At 71.1% G+C, this 19,873-nt stretch carries 18 protein-coding genes; 7 read left to right on the top strand and 11 right to left on the bottom strand.

All coding sequences use genetic code 11. The features are described from left to right. Positions 1-57 precede the first annotated feature (57 nt). From rdgB to murI, 3 genes are read right to left on the bottom strand one after another with little or no spacing between them, the layout of a single operon-like run. Positions 58-702 (bottom strand): RdgB/HAM1 family non-canonical purine NTP pyrophosphatase, encoded by a 645-nt coding sequence (gene rdgB, locus B0B14_RS04800; RefSeq protein WP_076680341.1) that lies wholly within the window; start codon positions 700-702, stop codon positions 58-60. A 1-nt stretch (position 703) separates the two neighbouring features. Then, on the bottom strand, positions 704-1,441 hold the full coding sequence (gene rph / locus B0B14_RS04795; RefSeq protein WP_076680340.1) for a ribonuclease PH: 738 nt from the start codon (positions 1,439-1,441) through the stop codon (positions 704-706). Next, the gene (gene murI, locus B0B14_RS04790) at positions 1,438-2,265 is read right to left on the bottom strand and encodes a glutamate racemase (protein ID WP_076680339.1); all 828 of its coding nucleotides are present in this window, start codon (positions 2,263-2,265) and stop codon (positions 1,438-1,440) included. The genes rph and murI overlap by 4 nt, the downstream gene beginning before the upstream one ends. A gap of 40 nt (positions 2,266-2,305) precedes the next feature. Between murI and B0B14_RS04785 the strand changes: the two genes are divergently transcribed. Further along, complete coding sequence (locus B0B14_RS04785; RefSeq protein WP_076680338.1) at positions 2,306-3,634, top strand: nicotinate phosphoribosyltransferase; 1,329 nt, start codon at positions 2,306-2,308, stop codon at positions 3,632-3,634. A gap of 23 nt (positions 3,635-3,657) precedes the next feature. Here the strand turns inward: B0B14_RS04785 and B0B14_RS04780 are convergent, their stop codons facing one another. From B0B14_RS04780 to B0B14_RS16890, 3 genes are all read right to left on the bottom strand, one after another. Further along, the gene (locus tag B0B14_RS04780; RefSeq protein WP_076680337.1) at positions 3,658-3,924 is read right to left on the bottom strand and encodes a DUF3039 domain-containing protein; all 267 of its coding nucleotides are present in this window, start codon (positions 3,922-3,924) and stop codon (positions 3,658-3,660) included. A 62-nt stretch (positions 3,925-3,986) separates the two neighbouring features. Then, positions 3,987-5,555 carry a hypothetical protein gene (locus B0B14_RS04775; protein ID WP_076680336.1) on the bottom strand — a complete coding sequence of 523 codons (1,569 nt, stop codon included), beginning with the start codon at positions 5,553-5,555 and terminating at the stop codon, positions 3,987-3,989. Continuing rightward, positions 5,531-6,937 (bottom strand): ABC transporter ATP-binding protein, encoded by a 1,407-nt coding sequence (locus B0B14_RS16890; RefSeq protein WP_306169497.1) that lies wholly within the window; start codon positions 6,935-6,937, stop codon positions 5,531-5,533. Before B0B14_RS16890 ends, B0B14_RS04775 begins: the two co-directional genes overlap by 25 nt. A gap of 262 nt (positions 6,938-7,199) precedes the next feature. Between B0B14_RS16890 and B0B14_RS04765 the strand changes: the two genes are divergently transcribed. The 3 genes from B0B14_RS04765 (at position 7,200) to B0B14_RS04755 (ending at position 9,207) form a co-directional block, all read left to right on the top strand. Further along, entirely contained in the window at positions 7,200-7,892 is a 693-nt protein-coding gene (locus tag B0B14_RS04765) for a phosphocholine cytidylyltransferase family protein (protein WP_076680335.1), read from the top strand. An 86-nt stretch (positions 7,893-7,978) separates the two neighbouring features. Then, on the top strand, positions 7,979-8,929 hold the full coding sequence (locus B0B14_RS04760; RefSeq protein ID WP_076680334.1) for a hypothetical protein: 951 nt from the start codon (positions 7,979-7,981) through the stop codon (positions 8,927-8,929). Positions 8,930-8,979: 50 nt separating this feature from the next. Next, positions 8,980-9,207: a hypothetical protein gene (locus tag B0B14_RS04755; protein WP_076680333.1), complete on the top strand. Its 228-nt coding sequence runs from the start codon at positions 8,980-8,982 to the stop codon at positions 9,205-9,207. A 9-nt stretch (positions 9,208-9,216) separates the two neighbouring features. Here B0B14_RS04755 and B0B14_RS04750 read toward each other — a convergent pair whose 3' ends face one another. Further along, a complete protein-coding gene (locus tag B0B14_RS04750) occupies positions 9,217-10,170 on the bottom strand; it encodes a dienelactone hydrolase family protein (protein WP_076680332.1) in 954 nt (317 codons plus the stop codon). A gap of 125 nt (positions 10,171-10,295) precedes the next feature. On the opposite strand from B0B14_RS04750, the gene B0B14_RS04745 reads away from it, so the two are divergent. After that, positions 10,296-11,681 carry a maltokinase N-terminal cap-like domain-containing protein gene (locus B0B14_RS04745; protein WP_076680331.1) on the top strand — a complete coding sequence of 462 codons (1,386 nt, stop codon included), beginning with the start codon at positions 10,296-10,298 and terminating at the stop codon, positions 11,679-11,681. Positions 11,682-11,690: 9 nt separating this feature from the next. Here the strand turns inward: B0B14_RS04745 and B0B14_RS04740 are convergent, their stop codons facing one another. Further along, positions 11,691-12,968 (bottom strand): CDP-glycerol glycerophosphotransferase family protein, encoded by a 1,278-nt coding sequence (locus B0B14_RS04740; RefSeq protein WP_076681278.1) that lies wholly within the window; start codon positions 12,966-12,968, stop codon positions 11,691-11,693. 110 nt (positions 12,969-13,078) lie between these two features. Between B0B14_RS04740 and B0B14_RS04735 the strand changes: the two genes are divergently transcribed. Next, positions 13,079-14,101, top strand: a complete 1,023-nt coding sequence (locus B0B14_RS04735; protein ID WP_076681277.1) for a glycosyltransferase family 2 protein — start codon at positions 13,079-13,081, stop codon at positions 14,099-14,101. A gap of 10 nt (positions 14,102-14,111) precedes the next feature. Here B0B14_RS04735 and B0B14_RS04730 read toward each other — a convergent pair whose 3' ends face one another. Genes B0B14_RS04730 through B0B14_RS04720 form a run of 3 tightly spaced genes read right to left on the bottom strand, consistent with a single transcriptional unit; the run spans position 14,112 to position 18,567 of the window. Further along, positions 14,112-15,563 carry a CDP-glycerol glycerophosphotransferase family protein gene (locus B0B14_RS04730; RefSeq protein ID WP_076680330.1) on the bottom strand — a complete coding sequence of 484 codons (1,452 nt, stop codon included), beginning with the start codon at positions 15,561-15,563 and terminating at the stop codon, positions 14,112-14,114. Between the two features lie 13 nt (positions 15,564-15,576). Further along, positions 15,577-16,863, bottom strand: coding sequence for a CDP-glycerol glycerophosphotransferase family protein (locus B0B14_RS04725; protein ID WP_076680329.1), 1,287 nt, complete (start codon positions 16,861-16,863; stop codon positions 15,577-15,579). Positions 16,864-16,902: 39 nt separating this feature from the next. After that, positions 16,903-18,567, bottom strand: coding sequence for a S1C family serine protease (locus tag B0B14_RS04720; protein WP_076681276.1), 1,665 nt, complete (start codon positions 18,565-18,567; stop codon positions 16,903-16,905). A 100-nt stretch (positions 18,568-18,667) separates the two neighbouring features. Between B0B14_RS04720 and B0B14_RS04715 the strand changes: the two genes are divergently transcribed. Beyond that, positions 18,668-19,867, top strand: a complete 1,200-nt coding sequence (locus B0B14_RS04715) for an aminotransferase class I/II-fold pyridoxal phosphate-dependent enzyme (RefSeq protein WP_076680328.1) — start codon at positions 18,668-18,670, stop codon at positions 19,865-19,867. The last annotated feature ends 6 nt before the right edge of the window (positions 19,868-19,873 follow it).

Genomic DNA, 19,873 nt, shown 5'->3' with positions numbered 1-19,873 from the left:
AGGCCGGTCGCCCGCCGCGACCGGGTGATTCGGCGCAGTCGGGAATGAGGACCGTTCTCAGAGCTCTTCGAGCAGCGGTACCAGCGCGCGGAAGGCGCGGGCACGGTGCGACACGGCGTTCTTCTCCTCGGCGGACCACTCCCCGACGCTGCGCTGCGACCCGTCGGGGATGAAGACGGGGTCGTACCCGAATCCCCCGGATCCGGATGCCTCGCGGGCGAGCCGTCCGGGCCACACACCCTCCACGACGTGCTCGACGGCGCCTGAGCCGTCCTCGGTCGCTGAGCTCGTCGAAGGACCGGGCACGACGAGTGCGATCGTGGAGACGAACTGCGCCGTGCGGCGGGGATCGCGGATGTCGGAGAGCTGGTCCAGCAGCAGTCGCAGGTTGGCGCCGGCATCCTTCGCATGGCCCGCCCAGTACGCGGAGAACGCTCCCGGCGCACCGCCGAGCGCGTCGACGCAGATGCCGGAGTCGTCGGCCAACGCGGGAAGACCCGTATGCGCCGCAGCGGCCCGCGCCTTGATGAGCGCGTTCTCGGCGAAGGTCACTCCGTCCTCGACGGGCTCGGGACCGTCGTATCCGATCACCTCGAGGTCGGGACGCGTGGCGGCGACGATCGCGGCGAACTCCTCGACCTTGTGCGCGTTGTGCGTCGCGAGGACGATCCGCTTCGGTCCCTCAGTCTGTGGAAGGGCCACGTCACTCCGCCGCGAGGGCGGCCAGCTGGAGGTCGCGCAGGTCGGCGCAGCCGTCGACGCCGAGCTCCAGCAGCGCGTCGAGTTCGCGCTTGTCGAACGGGGCGCCCTCGGCGGTGCCCTGCACCTCGACGAACAGTCCCCGCCCGGTGACGACGATGTTCATGTCGGTCTCGGCGCGCACGTCCTCGACGTACGCGAGGTCGAGCATCGGCTCGCCGTCGATGATCCCCACGGAGACCGCGGCGACCGAGTCGATGAGGGGCGTCGCCTTCTGCGAGATGAACTTCTTCGCCCGGCCCCACTCGATCGCGTCGGCCAGCGCGACGTACGCGCCGGTGATCGCGGCCGTGCGCGTCCCGCCGTCGGCCTGCAGGACGTCGCAGTCGATCACGATCGTGTTCTCGCCGAGCGCCTTCGTGTCGACCACGGCGCGGAGCGCGCGACCGATCAGACGCGAGATCTCGTGCGTGCGACCGCCGATCCGGCCCTTGACCGACTCGCGGTCGTTGCGGGAGTTCGTCGCTCGCGGCAGCATCGCGTACTCGGCCGTCACCCAGCCCTTGCCCTTGCCGGTCAGCCACCGGGGCACGCCGTTCGTGAACGACGCCGTGCACAGCACCTTCGTCCCGCCGAACGACACGAGCGCCGAGCCCTCGGCGTGCGCGCTCCAACCCCTCTCGATCGTGATCTCACGGAGCTGGGCCGGGGTGCGTCCGTCTGCGCGGATGATGTCGGTCATGCGTTTCCCTTCAGGAGGTCGATGGCTCCGGTCTGCACGAGGCGCACGGAGCTCACCTCGCGTCCCATCAGACGATGTGCGAGGCGGAGGAACTCGTCGGCGGAGTCGCCGGTGGCTTCGTAGACGTGACGGGGCTCGGCATCCGGACCCGCGAGCAGATCGCGGGAGACGAGCTGACGGTAGACGTCCTTCGCGGTCTCGGTGTCGCTCGAGACGAGCGAGACATCCGGACCCATGACGTAGCTGATGGCGCCTTCGAGGAACGGGTAGTGCGTGCACCCCAGCACGAGCGTGTCGACGCCCGCCTCTCGCAGCGGTGCGAGGTACTCCTCGGCGACCTCGAGCACCTCGCGCGAGCCGGTCACCCCTGCCTCGACGAACTCGACGAACCGCGGGCACGCCTGCGCGAGCACCGTCAGCCGCTCGTCGACGCCGAGCATGTCCTGATAGACACCCGATCCGATCGTGCCCACCGTGCCGATGACCCCCACGCGCCCGTTGCGGGTCGTCGAGACCGCGGTGCGGACCGCGGGTCCGATCACCTCGACCACCGGCACGTCGTAGCGCTCGCGCGCATCGCGGAGCATCGCGGCGGAGGCCGTGTTGCAGGCGATCACGAGCATCTTCACGCCCTCGTCGACGAGCGTGTCGAGAACCTCGAGCGAGTATCGGCGCACGTCGGCGATGGGCTTGGGGCCGTACGGCGAGTGCGCGGTGTCGCCGATGTAGATCAGCGATTCACTCGGCAGCTGGGCCGAGATCGCACGGGCCACCGTGAGTCCGCCGACCCCGGAGTCGAAGATGCCGATCGGCGCGTCATTCACGATGATCCAGCCTACGCCAGCGCTTCAGTACGCTTGCCGCATGAGCGCCTCCACCGCCCTGCTGACCGACCGGTACGAGCTCACGATGATCGACGCGGCTCTGCGCGACGGCACGGCCGACCGTCCGTGCGTGTTCGAGCTGTTCGGCCGACGCCTCTCGGCGGGGCGTCGCTTCGGCGTCGTCGCGGGCACGGGACGGCTCCTGCAGGCGATCCGCGACTTCCGCTTCGATGACGACGAGCTGCGGTACCTGCGCGACGAGCGGGTGGTGGATGCCGAGACCCTCGACTGGCTCGCGGGCTATCGGTTCACGGGGTCCATCACCGGCTACCGCGAAGGCGAGCTGTACTTCCCCGGCTCCCCCGTCCTCACCGTCGAGAGCACCTTCGCCGAGGGGGTCATCCTGGAGACGATCGCCCTCAGCATCCTGAACCACGACTCCGCCGTCGCCACGGCCGCCGCCCGCATGGCGATCGCGGCCGGAGACCGGCCGCTCGCCGAGATGGGCTCGCGACGCGCCGGGGAGCGGTCTGCGGTCGCCGCCGCCCGCGCCGCTCACATCGTCGGGTTCGGGGCGACGTCGAACCTCGAGGCCGGTCGCACGTGGGGGATCCCCACGATGGGCACCGCGGCGCACTCGTGGACTCTGCTCCACGAGACGGAGGAGGACGCGTTCCGCGCGCAGGTGCGCGCACTGGGCACCGAGACGACACTGCTGGTCGACACCTACGACATCCGCACGGGTGTCGAGACGGCGATCCGCGTCGCCGGCACCGCGCTCGGCGGTGTGCGCATCGATTCCGGCGACCTGCCGACGGTCGCGGCGGAAGTGCGGGCGCAGCTCGACGAGCTCGGCGCCACGGGCACGCGGATCACCGTGACGAGCGACCTCGATGAATACGCGATCGCGGCTCTGGCGGCGTCGCCCGTCGACGCCTACGGAGTGGGTACGTCGGTGGTCACGGGCTCGGGCACCCCGACGGCGGGAATGGTCTACAAGCTCGTCGCCCGGCAGGATGCCGCAGGCGCCTGGGTCGCGGTGGCGAAGGCGTCCACCGACAAGGGGTCGACGGGCGGGCGCAAAGCGGCATTCCGCACACTGGATCGAGGAACGGCCACGCGCGAGGTCATCGCGGTGTCGGACGGCTTCGAGGCGGTCGACTCCCCCGCCGAGCACGCGGACGCGCGCCCGCTCCAGGCGGCGCTCGTGGTGAACGGCGAGATCGACTCCGCGTACGAAGGACCGGCCGGGGTGTCCGCGGCGCGGGCCCACCACGCTCGGGTGCGCGAGGAGCTTCCCGTGCAGGGACTCGCTCTCAGCCGATCGGATCCGGCGATCCCCACGGTCTACATCGACGCGATCGGCTGATCAGGGCGACGTGATCACGGCCGCTACTTGATGAGCGACTCGTAGATCTCCTTGCACGTCGGGCACACCGGGAACTTCTCAGGGTCGCGGCCCGGCGTCCATTTCTTGCCGCACAGGGCGCGGACGGGCTTGCCCGAGATGGCCGACTCGAGGATCTTGTCCTTCTTCACGTAGTGCGAGAAGCGCTCGTGGTCACCGGGTTCGAAGTGCTCTTCCTTGAGCAGTTCTTCGAGCTCGCGGTCGAGGGTGGCGAGGCCGCCCTGGTCGGGGCTGTCGAGAGGGGTACTCATGGTCAGTCAGTGTATCCCGGCTGGTGGGCACGGAGGCCGGGCGACGGTCGCCGCGGCATCCCTCACGTGGACTCCGCGAACTCCATGATCCGGCCGCTGCGCCGCTCGAAGGCCACCGCGCCCAGCACCACGCCGACCGCGAGGACGACGAGACCCGTGGCGAGGCCGGCCCACAGCGCGATGTCGGCGTACGCCACCCCGTCACTGAGTGACAGCCAGGCCCACCACAGGGCGGGGCCGCTCAGCACGACGGACCCGACGATGACGAGGCCCTGCGAGATGCCGCCCGCCGAGCCGGTGCGCTGAGGCTGCTGGAAAGGGCTCTCCCCCGGACGCGACACGGCGTAGGGGGCGACGGCGGACGCGATGCTCGAGAGCCCCAGACCGCAGAGGAACAGGGACGCGCACACGCCGATCATCGCCGGGAGCACCGCCCACCGCCCGTGCACCGACAGCGAGATCGGGATCGCGAGGGCCAGCAGCGGGATGCCGATGAGAAGCACCGGGACGAGGCGACCGAGGCGATCGGCGATGCCGCGCACGCCGCTCGCGATGTGCATCCAGATCGCGGTCGAGTCGTATGCGATGTCGTTGTGCGGCAGCCAGCCGAGGAAGAGCGCGATGAACGGCGCGGGAAGGAGGGCCGCGTAGGCCAGCGGCACGCCCGCGATGAGCAGCGGCACCATCGTCAGCAGCGCGGCGACGGGGATCACCGCCATGTTCACGAGGTAGCGCGCGTCGCGGAGCCAGTAGACGAGGCTGCGGGCGGCGATGCCGCCGGTCGCGGTTCCCGGGGCGACCGCGAACCATCCGAGCCCGCCGCGCTCGCGCACCGTCACCGGCCGCTCGGTGGTCGACAGCGCATGGCGCACGAGCCACAGCCATCCGGCGGCGAGCACTCCGAGCGTCACGACGGCGACCGCGAGGGCGACCCACGTCGCGGAGTCGTCGGCCGCGGCGAACCCGGGATAGCCCCATGCCGCACCGAGCGGGGTGACCCCGACGATGTCGACGGCCTCTTCCAGCTGCGTCGGCACGCTGCCTCGCCATTCGAGTGAGGCGAGGAAGACGCCGACTGGCACGACTACTACCAGGAGCGCGAGCACGAAGAGTCCGGAGAGCTCCCGAGAGCGCCGCTCGCGCAGGAACAGCGCCGTCAGTGCCATGCAGACCCGCGCGACGAGCGCGCACGTGAGCACACCGAGGACGACGCCCAGGATGGCGACCGGGGCTGCCACCCCGTGCGCGACCCACACGACGGCGGCGACGATCGAGATCGCGAGGAGCGCCAGAACGGGGACGCTGATCAGGCCGGCGACCGCGAGGATCACCGCGAGTCGTACCGGAGGAAGACCCAGCACGGCGAAGCGGCGCGGATCGAGCTGATCGGTGGCGCCGCCGATGAGCGGCGCGAGGAGGAAGCCGAGCGTCACGGCCGAGCCGCCGAGCACGGTCACCGTCAGGACGACGTCGATCGGAGCATCCCGGAGCGTGAGCAGTGCCCACGATGCGACCGCGACGGCGACGATGACGACCGCGAGCGAGACCGCGGATCGCGTGATCTGCGCGGGGGTGCCGCGGAACGCTCCGAGGAGGAGGGCGATCCTCAGTCGGAGAACGTGTGCAGCCACTCCAGGCCCTCCACGTCGCTGAGACCGCCGGCGAGTTCGATGAAGCGCTGCTCGAGGGTCAGCTCGCCGCGCACCTCGGCCACCGTGCCCTCGGCGAGCACCTGGCCGGCGACGAGCACAGCGACCCGCGAGCAGACGCGCTCCACCAGCTCCATTCCGTGGCTCGACAGGATCACCGTGCCCCCGTGGGCCACGTACGCGGACAGGATGTCGAGGATGATCGCGCTGGAGACGGGGTCGACGGACTCGAACGGCTCATCGAGCACGAGGAGTCGCGGCGAATGGATCATCGCCCCGGCGAGCATGACCTTCTTCGCCATGCCGGCGGAGTAGTCGGAGACGACACGGCCGAGCGCGTCGGTCAGGTCGAAGGCCCGTGCCAGATCCGCTGTGCGACTCTCGACCACGGCGGGCTTGAGACCTCGCAGGACGCCGTAGTAGTAGAGGAGCTGCCGGCCGGTGAGCCGATCGAACGTGCGCAGGCGGTCGGGCAGCACACCCATGAGCTTCTTGGCCTCGACCGGGTGAGCCGTGGCGTCCACGCCGCCGACGACGAGCGAGCCGCGATCGGGGCGCAGCAGGCCCGCGATCATCGAGAGCGTCGTGGTCTTGCCCGCGCCGTTCGGGCCGACCAGGCCGTAGAACGTGCCGGCCGGAACCGTGAGGTCGATGTCGTCCACGGCACGGGTCGCCCCGAACGACTTGCGGATGCCGCGCAGCGACAGCGCCGCGACGCCGGCCTCCACGCCCGGGGTCGCGAAGGAGTCAGGGAGATCGCCGGCGACGGGCTCGATGATCTCGAGCAGCGCGTCGACGGGATCAGCATCCGGCGACGGCGCGTCGTCGACGGGCGTCGCCTCCCGGGGGTCGTCCGTCTCCGGCGCGTCGATGAGCGCCTCAGCAGGCGTCTCGTCGACCACCGGCTCTGCGTCGACGACGGGGTCGGCGTCAACCACAGGCTCCGCGTCGACGACGGGCTCCGCGTCAACCACAGGCTCCGCGTCGACGACGGGCTCCGCGTCGACCACCGGCTCCGCGTCGACCACCGGCTCCGCGTCGGCGACGGGGGCGGCGTCGACCACAGGCTCGTCCGCCGCGTCATCGTCCGCGGTGAGGGGAACGGGAAGCGGCGGCTTCGGAGGAATCACGAGCGCGTCGACGAGATCAGCCGGAAGCGGCGGCGGGGGTCCCGGATCCACCACGGGCGCGGGGGTGACGGGAGCCTTGGCGCGGGGCTTCGCGGCGGGGCGGCGAGGCTTCGGCTTCGCGGCCGTGACGCCGTCGGAACCCGCCTTGCGGGCGGCGACGGCGGGCGTGCGCGGCGGGCGCGGAACGGGCTGGGCGTCAGTGATGGGAGAGTCCTCGTCCAGAGCTTCGGACACGGCGGCGTCCGGATCTTCCGAATAGTCGTCGTGTGGCACCGGGAGAGAGGCTGTCACCGACCCAAGGTATCAACCGAACCTGACATGGACCTCATCGATGACGCCGCGTCACGCATGAGGAGCGGATGAGGAAATTGTCACGAAACGACAACGGGGCCCCGGCATTCTGCACGTTCCCAGGTGCCATCGCTACCATCGAGAAGGCACAAAGGAGTGTCGTGTCGGTGAACCGACCATGAACCTCACACTCCAGGAGCGAACTTTGACCATTCAGACTGTCATCCTCGCGGCCGGCATGGGCTCGCGACTCGGCCGCAGCCTGCCGAAGCCGCTGACCGAGCTCAACGACGGCCGCAGCATCATGCAGCAGCAGCACGACAACATCCGTGCCGCCTTCGGCTCGTCGGCTCGCATCACGACCGTCGTCGGCTACAAGGCCGAGACCATCGTCGAGGCCTTCCCCTCGGTCTCCTACGTCTACAACGACGTGTACGACCAGACGAACACCTCCAAGAGCCTCCTGCGCGCGCTCAACGCCACCGGCAAGGGCGGCGTGCTGTGGATGAACGGCGACGTGGTCTTCGACCCGCGCGTCCTCGGCCGCGCCATCGCCCTGATCGAGGCCGACCAGTCGTTCGTGACGGTCAACACGTCCAAGGTCAGCGACGAAGAGGTCAAGTACACCGTCGACGCCGAAGGCTTCATCAAGGAGCTCTCCAAGACCGTCAAGGGCGGCATCGGCGAGGCCGTCGGCATCAACTACATCTCGAGCAGCGACAAGAAGGCGTTCATCCGCCAGCTCCAGCGCGTCGAGGACCAGGACTACTTCGAGCGCGGTCTCGAGCTCGCGATCGCCGAGGACGGCGTTCTTCTCGCGCCGCTCGACATCAGCGACCTGTACGCCGTCGAGGTCGACTTCGCCGAAGACCTCGAGCGCGCCAACCTCTTCGTCTGACCGCTCAGGCACCGCCTGCGCACCCGGTCCGATTCGTCGGGACGGCTTCCAGCACTCTGCCAGCGCACGCTCCTAGGATCGGCCTGATGGCAGAGAAGGTGCACCGCATCCACTCCCTTCCCGACGACGCCCCGTGGGCGAGCGGCATCCCGCCTGTCGGATCGGAGGAGCATCCGCGCGCCATCCGGGCGCTCGACCGCGTCCTCGCGATCCAGCGGCCGGCCGTCCTCGCGCATCTGCGCAGCATCCGCCTCCGGCATCCGAATGCGTCCACCACGCAGATCATCGGCTACCTGGAGCGGCGCTATCTGGCCGCCGTCACCACCGGTGGCGCGGCCGTCGGCGCCACGGCGGTCGTTCCCGGCATCGGCACCGGGGTGACGCTCGCGCTCAGCGGAGTGGAGACCGTCGGATTCCTCGAGGCGACCACGCTCTTCGCGCAGTCCGTCGCGGAAGTGCACGGAATCGCGGTCTCCGACCCCGACCGTGCCCGCGCTCTCGTCCTGACCCTCATGCTCGGCAAGGAGGGCGTCGACCTCGTGTCGCAGCTCGCACGGCAGGTCGCCGGTCGAGGGCCGGGCCGCGACAAGTACTGGGGCGAGCTCATCACCAAGACGCTCCCCCGCGCGGCGATGGGTCCGCTCGTCGACCGGCTGAAGAGTTCATTCGTGCGGCAGTTCGCGGCCAAGGGCAGCGCCTCGGTGATCGGCAAGGCGCTGCCGTTCGGCATCGGCGCCGCGGTCGGCGGGGCCGGCAACCACATCCTCGGACGCCGGGTGCTCGTCAACTCGCGCCGCGCGTTCGGTCTGCCTCCCGCGACGGTCCCCGCCGACATCGAGCCGCGACCCGGAGCCCGACGCCTGGAGCACTCGGCCGTCCGGGGCATCCGACGTGCGGGCGACGCCATCGCCGGCGGCGTCACGAAGGGCGCGACCGCCGTGGGCTCCGTCGGCCGCAAGGCGATCACACGCGGACCGAAGAAGAGCACGGCCACGACCGACGTCGTCGCGTCGGGCGACGATCTCGGCGACGACTGAGGCATCCGATCCTCGCCGAGAGCTCCGGCCATCCGTGCGAGGATCGAGGCATGGGTCTGTTCATGCAGCGACCGGAGGAGCCGTCCGAGTGGGCAGGGCTCCCCTCCGAGCCCGACCGTCCGGAGAGCGCCGCGGAGAAGCTGGTGGATGCCGCGCCGGTGGACTCCGGCTCGGTGGACCTCCTCGGCGGTTCCGGAGCAGCGATCGAGTCGATCGTCATCCCGGTCCCCCCGGCGATCGAGATCGTCGAAGCGCACGAAACGGGCGAGGACCTCTAGCGCGGCTCCTCAGCGCCGCAGCCGCACGTCCGGCCTGACGCCGAGCCTGTCGTGCGCGACGATGCCGAGTCGCGTGAACTCGTCGTCGGTCAGCGGACGATCCACGATCACCTCGAGCTCGTCCCCCTGCCGCGTCACGACGGCCTCCACGACGGGGAACGCCGAGAGCTCGGCCACGGCGGCCGCCTCTCGCGCGGCGTCCCGCTCGATCGGCGCCGGATCCCGCCCGTCGAGCTTCGCATCGAGGAAGTCCAGGACGTCGCGCACACCGGAACCGCGCCGGTCCCGGGTCAGAACGGAGTGGCCGGGGCCCTCGAACTCGACGCCGACGAAGCGATCGCCGAGTTCGCGTTCGAGGGCGGCGAAGCGGGTTCCCGACATCCAGTCCTTCCGGAATCGGAGCCCGAGGACCTCGCACGACGAATCCCGCGCCGCCGCCAGGTCGTCCGGGCTCAGCCCGAGATCCGCGCCCCGTGCGGCCGCGCGGCCGGGCAGGACGCCCACCGGGAACGGCAGCGACGGTTCGGCGAGCACGGGCGCGATGACCGTGTGATCGGCGAGCATCGCGAGGGCGAACCCGCCCGTGAAGCACATGCCCACCACTCCGACACCCGGACTGCGGGGCTGTTCGTCATGGAGTGCGCGCGCGAGAGCGCGCAGCCACACCACGATCGGGCTCGTGCGCCCCCGTGCGAACACCGCGAACTCGCGTCGGATGCAGAAGCGTCGGAGATCCTCGCCCGCCGTCGCGAGGGGGAAGCCGTCGAGCTGGCCGAACAGTCGGGGAAGCAGGACGGTGTGGCCGCGTGCCACGATCTGCTCGGCGAAGGCGACCACATCGGCGCTCAGACCCGGCATCTCGTGCAGGACGATGACCCCGGTCCCCGATCCCTTGCGATAGACCTCGCGGGTCTCGCCGTCGAAGGTCGAGGTGGTCCGTGTCCACGACGCGAGCTCGTCCATGACCGAATGGTGGCAGACCGCGTCGCTCCGCGCGAGGCCCGTAGACCTGCGCGGAACCGACACGGCGGTGCAAGCGCTTGCAACAATCCTCGACACTCCGTGCCGGGGGGCATAACCTCGCATGTATGGATAGCACGCTGGCGTGCCTGGCGGCCTGGATGCCGCGGCAACGGTGGTACGCCGCGAAGGGCAGGCCGCCGAGCCTTCGCCTCATCGCCTGGTGGGACCTCCCCACCGACCCCGGCGCCACCGTGCGCACCTTCCTGGTGTCGGACGAGGGCTCCCTTCCTCCGGTGCTCTACCAGCTTCCCGTGGTCGCGCGGGCGACCGCTGCCGTCGAGGCCTCGCCCGACCATGTCATCGGCAGCCCGGAGCCGGGCACCACCTTCATCGACGGACCCCACGACCCCGCCTACGCCGGTGCCCTGCTGCAGCTGGTGACCGAGGGCGGCGACGGGCGCGGTCCCGGCACGGTGATCACGGGAACGACGACCGCGCCCGGGCTGTCCGGCGCCGGACGCCGGTCGCGTGTGCTCGCCGGCGAGCAGTCGAACACCTCGATCATCTACGAGTCCGCCGACGGCGCGGTGCCGGTCATCTGCAAGGTGTTCCGGCAGCTCCACGCGGGACTGAACCCCGACATCGAGCTGCAGACGGCGCTCGCGAACCACGGATCGCCGCACGTTCCGCGCGCGATCGGCTCGGTGGAGGGCACCTGGCCCGACACCGCGACGCGCGGTACGGTGACCGGCTCGCTCGCCTTCGCGCAGGAGTTCCTGCCCGACGTCGACGACGCCTGGCGCGTCGCGCTGCGTGCAGCGGCAGCCGGCGAGGACTTCACCGTGCGAGCCCGCGACCTCGGTGCAGCCACGGCGGACGTGCACCTCGACCTGGCCGAGCTGTTCCCCACCGTCCCCAGCGGCCCCGATGTGCGCGACGCGATGTCGGCGACATGGCTGCGACGCCTGGCGATCGCCGAGGCCGAAGTCCCCGCGATCGCCGAGCGGCGAGAAGCGATCGAAGCGGTCTACGAGCGGGCGCTGGATGCGGCGTGGCCGCCCCTCCAGCGCATCCACGGCGACTACCACCTCGGGCAGGTGCTGGGCTCCCCCGAACACGGCTGGATGCTCCTCGATTTCGAGGGGGAACCGCTGCGGCCCATGGCGGAGCGACGGAGCCCCGACCTGGCGCTGCGCGATGTCGCCGGCATGCTCCGCTCCTTCGACTACGTCGCCGGGTCGATCCGACTCGACCAGCCCGATCGGTCGCCCGAGGGCATGCTGGCGTGGGCGCGCGCCGCGCGGCAGGCCTTCCTCGACGGCTACGCGCAGGTGGCCGACGTCGATCTCGCACTGGAGCGCACGCTGCTGGCCGCCCTCGAGCTCGACAAGGCGGTCTACGAGGCGATCTACGAGGCGCGCAACCGCCCGACGTGGGTCGCCATCCCGCTCCGGGCCATCGGCCGACTCGTCGGCCAGCCCTCGACGACCAGCCTGCGCACGACGGCCTGACTTCGGCGCTCAGTCGTCGAGCTCGGCCTCTTCGGGGTCGTGCTCGTCATCGTCGGGCTCGTCGGTCGTGCGGGTGTGCCACTCGTCCCACTGGTCCATGAGACGTCGGATCGCGCCGTGGAACCGCTCGGTCGCGGCGCCCGGGCGCGTGTCGCCGAAGTAGCGGCGCACCCATTCCTCGAGCCGGGCGACCGACTCGGGGTCGCCGAGCACGCGATCGGTCTCGGCGACGACGGACGGTGCGGCGGCGGCATCCAGCCACTCGCAGGCCGACAGATAGCCGTGGAGGTCGATGACGGCCTCCGGGTCGACGGGTCGCGTGATCATCAGCGGCTTGTCGGCCGCGAGGCGGTCGTAGACCATGGCCGAGATGTCGACGATCGCGACGTCGGCCGCTGCGAGCTGCCAGCCGAGATCGGGGCCGTCGTCGAAGACGTGCTGCGCCGTGGGATCGGCGGCGTTCGCGGCCGCCAGCGACGCGATGATGCGCCGGTTCGCCGCGCCGTACTCGGCGTCGACGACTCCGGAGCGCGGATGCGGCCGGTAGACCACTCGGTGCCGGCCGGTCGCCAGGAGCGCGGCGACGAGGGCCTCCCCGTGGGTCGCGATCGACCCGTAGTGGGCGGAAGGACGATCGCCCTCCCACGTCGGCGCATACAGCACGACCGTGCGCTCATCCGGCGTGTAGGGCAGCACCCCGGAGTAGTGGTCTGCCTGCGGTCGGCCGATCTCGATCGTGCGGGCCTCGAGGTCGTAGTCCCACAGCACGCGCGACAGACGCTCCCGCGCGGCATCGCCGGCGACGAACGCGTAGTCGTAGGCCTTGAACTGGTTCGTCGTCATGTACATCTTGTCCGACTCGCCGTGGTTGATGAACACATGCCATCGCCGGCCGTAGCGGAACATCTGGAAGTTGCGTGTGTTCTGATTGACGTACAGGACGACGCGGATGTCCTGACGGGCGATGTAGCGTTCCAGGTCGCGCACCGTGGGGACGAAGGCGACGGGCACGGGAGACTCGGCGACGAGTGCCTGCGCTCCCGTGGCAGCACGGCTGAGGATGACCACCGGCCAGTGCTTCTCCAGCTCCGCCAACGGCTTGTACCACTGCCGCATCTGGTACATGTTGACCGCACCGTCGGCGAAGTAGACGGCGACGCGGAAGTGATGCTCCTTCGGCTCCGGCAGCGCCGCCAGCGAGCGCCTCACAGACCGCACCGCCGAGCGGCTGACGACGGCCTTGCGCAGCAGGGCGACGGCCTTGCGCCCATCCGAGACGATTCCCACCCACTCAGCGTAGCGAGGGGTGCGCATGACATGATCGTGCAGTGCATGTCGTCGCCCTCGGTCGCAGAGATGCGCCCGAGGTCGCCCCGGGCGCCGGCGTCACGTTCGTCATGCCCGTGCTCAACGAGCGGGCCTATCTGGAGCGCGCCGTCGAGACCGTCCTGGCCCAGGAGTTCGACGGACCCGGCGAGCTGATCCTCGCCCTCGGCCCCTCCACCGACGGCACCACGGAGCTCGCCCACGAGCTCGCCGCCCGCGATCCCCGCGTCGTGCTGGTCGACAATCCCGCGGCCGACATCCCCGTCGGACTCAATCTCGCGATACGCGCCGGCCGCTATCCGACCATCGTCCGCGTCGACGCGCACTCCGAGCTCGAGCCGGGGTACACGGCCGATGCGATCGCGACGCTCGCCCGCACGCGGGCCGCGAACGTGGGGGGCGTCATGCGCGCCGACGGCCGCGCGCCCTTCCAGCGCGCCGTGGCCCGCGCCTACAACTCCCCCGTCGGCCTCGGCGGCGGCGCCTACCACGGCGGCACGCAGGAGGGCGAGGCGGAGTCGGCGTACCTCGGCGTGTTCCGCCGCGCCGTGCTCGACGAGGTCGGCATGTTCGACGAGTCCATCCGACGCGGTGAGGACTGGGAGCTCAACTACCGCATCCGTCGGGCCGGCTATCGGGTCTGGTTCGATCCGGCCCTGTCGGTCACGTACTGGCCACGCGAGAGCTGGCAGCGGCTGGCCCGGCAGTTCCGCGCGACCGGACGGTGGCGCGGCGAGCTCGTGCGTCGATTCGGTCGGGGGAACTCGGTGCGCTTCTTCGCTCCCCCGCTGCTCCTGCTGACGATCGCGCTCAGCGTCGTGGTCGCGGTGCTGCAGGCGACCGGCCTGCTCGCCGGCGGGTGGGCCGTCGCGGCATCCGTCGTCTACCTCCCGGTCGCCGCGTACGTCGTGCTGATCGTCGCGTGGGCGCTGCTGCGCGGCGGCTCGGGCTGGCGCGACAAGCTGTGGACGGCCGCGGTGCTGCCCACGATGCATCTGTCGTGGGGCGCGGGGTTCCTCGCCGGGGTCGCGGCCGGAGCGCACGACACCGTCGACACGTCGCGGCTCGGCGACCGCAACACACCGCTGCCGTAGGCCGACGTGATCAGGGCTCGATGAGCCTCTGGTCGATGATGCGCGACACGACGCGGTCGGCGGCGTTGCCGTCGTCGCGCGCGTTGAACTTCGCCCGCCACTGCGCGTACTTCTCCGCGTACGCCGCCGCGTCGGCCGCCGTGACGGCGTGCACGAGCTCGTCCTGCGAGTGCACGACGGGGCCCGGGGCGTGCGCGGGCAGATCGAAGTAGAAGCCGCGCAGCTCGCCCCGGTAGTGCTCGAGGTCGGGCACGAGGAAGTACATCGGCTTGCCGGTGACGCTGAAGTCGAACATGACGGACGAGTAGTCGGTGATGAGCGCGTCGGCCACCAGCAGGAGCCTCGACGTGTCGGGGAATCCCGTGACGTCCACGACCCGAGGGCCGGAGGCATCCCGTCCCGGCTGCAGCGTGCGCGAGTGCCCGCGCACGAGGACCACGGAGTCGGTGGCGGCCGCGAGGGCGGCCGGATCGACGAAGTCGACCATCTCGGAGCGGTCGTCACGCCACGTCGGGGCGTAGAGCAGCACGCGCTCGTCGGGACGGATGCCGAGGGCGGCCCGCGTCGGGGAGCCATCGCCCGTCGTCAGGACGTCGTTGCGCGGATACCCCTCGACCCAGATGGGGCGGCGGAGGAACGCGTATGCCTTGCCCAGAATGCGCTCCGCGTACGGGTTCTGAGCGAGGAGGATGTTCCAGCGCAGCGACTCCTTCACGACCGCCGCCGTCCGGCGGAGATCGAAGCCGGGACGGTGCAGCGCGAGACGCTTCAGCGGCGTGCCGTGCCAGGTCTGCAGCACGACCTGGCCTCGGCGACGCACGAAGCGGCGTCGCAGCCAGTCGTTGACGACGAGCAGGCGCGACGATCCGCGGGCCCGCCACCAGTCGGGGCTGCCTTCGACGACCGGGATCGCACCTTCGGGCACCTGCACCGAGAGATCGACGACGCTCCAGTAGCGCGTGATCCCGGGCGCACGCCGTGCGAGCTCCCGGTCGATCGCGAGGGGGTTGCAGCTCGCGTTGCGTCCGTAGAAGCTCTCGAAGAACACGGCGTTCTCGAGTCCGCCCGGACGGGTCGCGTATCGGCGCTCGAGGGCGTCCTGTCCCTCACCGGAGTCGTAGGCCGGATCGATCGGCGGTCCGATCCTCAGCGTGCCGTCCTCGAGCGACGCGCGAAGGGTGCCGAGCTGCGCGAGAGGCACGTCGACGGGTCTCCCGAGGGGATCGGCGCCTTCGGCCGGGACGATGCGCACGTCGTACGTTCCGGTGGGAAGCGGAAGCTCCGGGCCTCCCCAGCGCGCGGCACGCAGCGGCAGGACGGCCTTCCAGGTCTTGCCTCGGCCGGTGAGCGACGCCGTGACACGCGCGCGTGGACCCACGAGCTCGACGGAAGAGGGTCGCGGACCTTCCCCGGAGAGGAGAAGGCGGGCACCGTCCTCGGCGGCGAACCGGGCGTCGATCATGCGTCTTCCTTCATCACTTCGGGGCGTCCATCCTCGCACGGGCATCGATTCCGTCAGACGGATCGCCGAGCCCTGCCAGGATCGCACGGTACACCCGGACGGTGTTGCCCCCGTCGCGGAAGGCATGCACGCGTTCATCCAGACGTCGCGCGCGGTTCACTCGTTCGAGGAGGACGGTCTCGTCGCCGAGGAGGGCGTCCAGCTGCGCCGCGGCATCCGTCCAGGAGAGCGCCGCATCGTCGCCGGCGACATCCTCGAACCGGCCGTAGAAACCGCGACGCGCGCCGTACTCGGCGACATCCGGCGCGAGGAAGACGACGGGCAGCGGCACGAGGGATGCATCGAAGGCGAGCGAGGAGTAGTCGGTCACGAGGGCGTCCAGCCCGGGCAGCAGCGGTGTGACGTCGGCGACGACCGCGCTGCCGAGCGCACGGACCCGTGCGGTGCGTCGCGGCGGCACGTAGTCGCCCGCACCGAGGTGGTGCGAGCGGACGAGGAGAACGGCGTCGCGCTGATCGAGCACATCGATGATCGTCTCCCACTCCGTCGCCGACGGAACAGCGGGATCGGGCTCCCCGTCGCGCCACGTCGGCGCATAGAGCACCAGGCGGGTGTCCACGCCGATCTCGCCCACGGCCGCGGCGATCGCGGCGCGGGCCGCGGAGCGGCGCTGCGCTGCCGACCCCCGCGACAGCACGTCGACGCGGGGCTCGCCGGTCACCGGGACGCGCGCGTCGCCGAGAGCGAAGGCGGACTCGAGCCGCCCCCGCACGAGGTGGGACGCCGCCGGCAGCACCGAGATGCGGCTCGTGGCGCGGCGGTACAGGATGCCGAGGAGGCGTGAGACCCCCGGCATCCGGCGCAGCACCGCGGGCGCGCGGGTGGTCTCCGGCGAATCGAGTCCGATGCGCTTGAGGGGGATGCCGTGCCAGAGCTGCACGATGAACGCCCCCGCCTGCGCATACCGGTTGGCATCGCCGAAGCCGTGCGTCACGACGACGACGCGCGCACGGGCCGTGCGCCAGAACCCGCGCAGCGAGGAGGTCGGCACGTGCGGGATGCCGCGTGCCGCCGCATCCCGCGCCTGCGCGTCGTCGGAGACCAGCCACACCGCGGGGCGCCCGTCGGCTGCGGCGACCTCCCACAGGGCGAGCGCTCCGTCGGCGACGCCCACGGCGCACCCGAAGACCCATTCGTCGCGCGATCTCGGAATGACGAGGGTCGCGAGACGCCCTGCGAGATAGAGCGGGATGCGGACGAGCTTGCTCAGATTCCCCGCGCCGAACGAGAAGGACGCCACCCCGCGAGCCTATCGCGGGGTGGCGTCCTGGACCTTCGACTACTGGGGAAGCTCGCCGAGCGTGACGTCGACCGTCGTCGACTCTCCATCGCGGACATACGTCAGCTTCGCCTCGCTGCCGGCCGCGGCGGCACGCACCTGAGCGGTGAGGTCGGTGGCGTCGGTGATGGGGAACCCGTTGAACGAGGTCACGATGTCGCCGGCGCGGAGGCCCGCAGCATCCGCCGCCCCGCCGCGGGTGATCTCCTTGATGTAGGCGCCCGTGATGGTCGAGCCTTCGACGGATGCCGCGGCCTGCACCGTGGCGCCGAGCAGGCCGTGGGTCGCTGCGCCGTTCTCGATGATCTCGTCCGAGATGCGCTGGACCACGTTCGACGGGATCGAGAACCCGACGCCGATCGATCCTGCCTGCCCCGACGAGGATCCCGCCGAGGCGATCGCGACGTTGATGCCGATGAGCTTGCCCTCCGCGTCGACGAGCGCTCCGCCCGAGTTCCCGGGGTTGATGGCGGCGTCCGTCTGGATCACCGCGATCGAGATCGAGCTCGTGGGCTGCTGCTGGCTCTGACCCTGGCCGAAGTCGAAGCGGAATCCGCCGCCGTCACCCTCTTCGGGCTGACCGGTGTCGCCGTCCTGCTGCGACTCGGTGTCGGGCACCGCGGAGGACGCGATCTCGATCGAGCGGTTGAGGGCGCTCACGATGCCGGTCGTGACGGTGTTCGACAGTCCGAGCGGGGCGCCGATCGCGACCGTCTGGTCGCCCACGTTGAGCTCCGACGAATCGGCGAACTCGATCGGGGTGAGACCTTCGGCGTCCTCGAGCTTGATGACCGCGAGATCGTAGGTCGGGTCGGTGCCGACGATCGTGGCGTCGTAGACCTTGCCGTCGGAGGTGGTGACGCGGATCGCCGCATCGGCGGTGGCCCCATCGAGCGTCACGACGTGCGTGTTGGTCACCACGTAGCCGTCCTCGGTGAGGACGACGCCCGAGCCGGTGCCGCCGCTGGAGCCGTCGGAGGCGGAGATCGTCACGACGCTCGGCACGACCTTCGCCGAGATCGCCGTCGTCTGGTTGACCGAGTCGTCGTTGTTCACCGTGACCGTCGAGGGCCCGGCGGCCGGCGACGATGCGGCGGGGGTGAAGAGAGCCACACCGGCCGCGGAGCCGCCGAGGCCCGCCGCCCCGCCCACGAGAGCGGCGGCGATGAGGAGCCCCGCGACCTTCCCGGCGCCGGACTTCTTCTTCTCCGCCGGGGCGACCGTCGGAGCGGCGCCCGTGGCCGGTCCGATGGGGAGCGTGGGCTGCGTCTGATTGTGTGCGGCAGCGCCGAACGACGACGCGTACTGCTGCGCTCCCGGCTGCGACGGCTGTCCGGCGTACCCCTGAGGGCGCGGAGCACCGTACCCCTGGGGCGCGTGCCCGGGGTGGGCGGGCTGGCTCGCCGGATATGCCGGGCGCGCATTCTGGGGTGCGGCACCCTGGGGCGGCTGCCATCCGCCGGGCGCCGACTGCGGCGGGGCGGATGCCTGCGGGGCGTTCGCGTGCGCCGAGGCCGGCTGCGCAGGAGCGGGCGCCGCGAGGGGCGGCACCGGCGGCGTCGGCGCCGCGGGCTGAGGCGGCGCGACCGGCTGCGTCTCCGCATCCGGCGTCGTGGCTGCGTCGGGGGTGTTGTCGGCGGGGCGGTCGCCCTGAGTGTCGCTCATCATGTGCTCCTTCTGACCAGGCATCACCCACGATGCCCCGCGTTGCTGTGCGTTCCTTATGCTCCGGATGGGATGGCCCTATGCGAGTAGCGTGTGCGGGATGCGAGACATTCCCGGCGCGTGGCGCCGTGCCGCCGCAGGCGCAGGACTCATCGGTCCGGACGGATCGACGCGTCCCACCATCTTCGCGGAGATGACGGGCCTCGCGGTCCGAACCGGCGCGATCAACCTCGGTCAGGGCTTTCCGGACGAGGACGGACCGCCCGAAGTGATCGAGGCGGCGCGCCAGGCCATCTCGAGCGGCGTCAACCAGTACCCGCCGGGACGCGGCATCCCGGATCTGCTGTCGGCGATATCGGAGCACCAGGAGCGCTTCTACGGACTGCAGGTGGACCCCGGACGCGAGATCCTCGTGACGGCGGGAGCGACGGAGGCCCTGGCCGCGACCCTCCTGGCGCTCGTGGACGGCCCGGAAGACGAGGTCGTCGTGTTCGAGCCGTTCTACGACGCCTACGCCGCCGTCGCCGGGCTGGCGGGCGCGCGACTGGTCACCGTGCCTCTGCGCTGGCCGGACTTCCAGCCCGACCTCGATCGCCTGCGGGATGCCGTGACCGACCGCACGCGCCTGATCGTCGTGAACGATCCCCACAACCCGACGGGTGCGGTGTTCTCCGCCGAGACACGGAACGAGATCGTGCGCCTGGCACACGCGCACGACGTCGTGATCGTCACGGACGAGGTGTACGAGCACCTGGTGTTCGACCGGCCTCACGTGCCGATCGCGACGCTTCCGGGGGCCCGCGAGCGCACGCTCTCGCTCTCCTCGGGCGGCAAGACCTTCTCCACGACGGGATGGAAGATCGGGTGGGTCTCCGGTCCGGCCGATCTGATCGACGCCGTGGTCGCGGTCAAGCAGTGGCTGACGTACGTCAACGGCGCGCCGTTCCAGCCGGCGATCGCCACCGGCCTGCGCCTCCCCGACGAGTACTTCGCGGGGGCGGCCGCCACCCTTCAGGCCAAGCGCGATCTGCTCGGCGTCGGGCTCCGGGCCGCCGGCTTCGAGGTGTCGACGCCCTCCGGCTCGTACTTCACGGTCGCGGATGCCACTGCCCTGGGTGCGACGGATGCCGATGACTTCTGCCGCGAACTCCCCGAGCGTGCCGGGGTCGTGGCGATTCCGCTCACGGCCTTCGTGACGCCCGAGCACCGCGGCGACTACGCCGGCCTCGTGCGGTTCGCCGCGTGCAAGCGCGTCGAGGTGCTCGAGGATGCGGCCTCCCGGCTCGCAGCCCTCACCTGACCCTCC

Source organism: Microbacterium sp. RU33B, assembly GCF_900155915.1.
In the GTDB taxonomy this organism is placed as follows: domain Bacteria; phylum Actinomycetota; class Actinomycetes; order Actinomycetales; family Microbacteriaceae; genus Microbacterium.
Note: the sequence above shows the minus strand (reverse complement) of the source record. Positions and strands in the feature narration are given on the sequence as shown.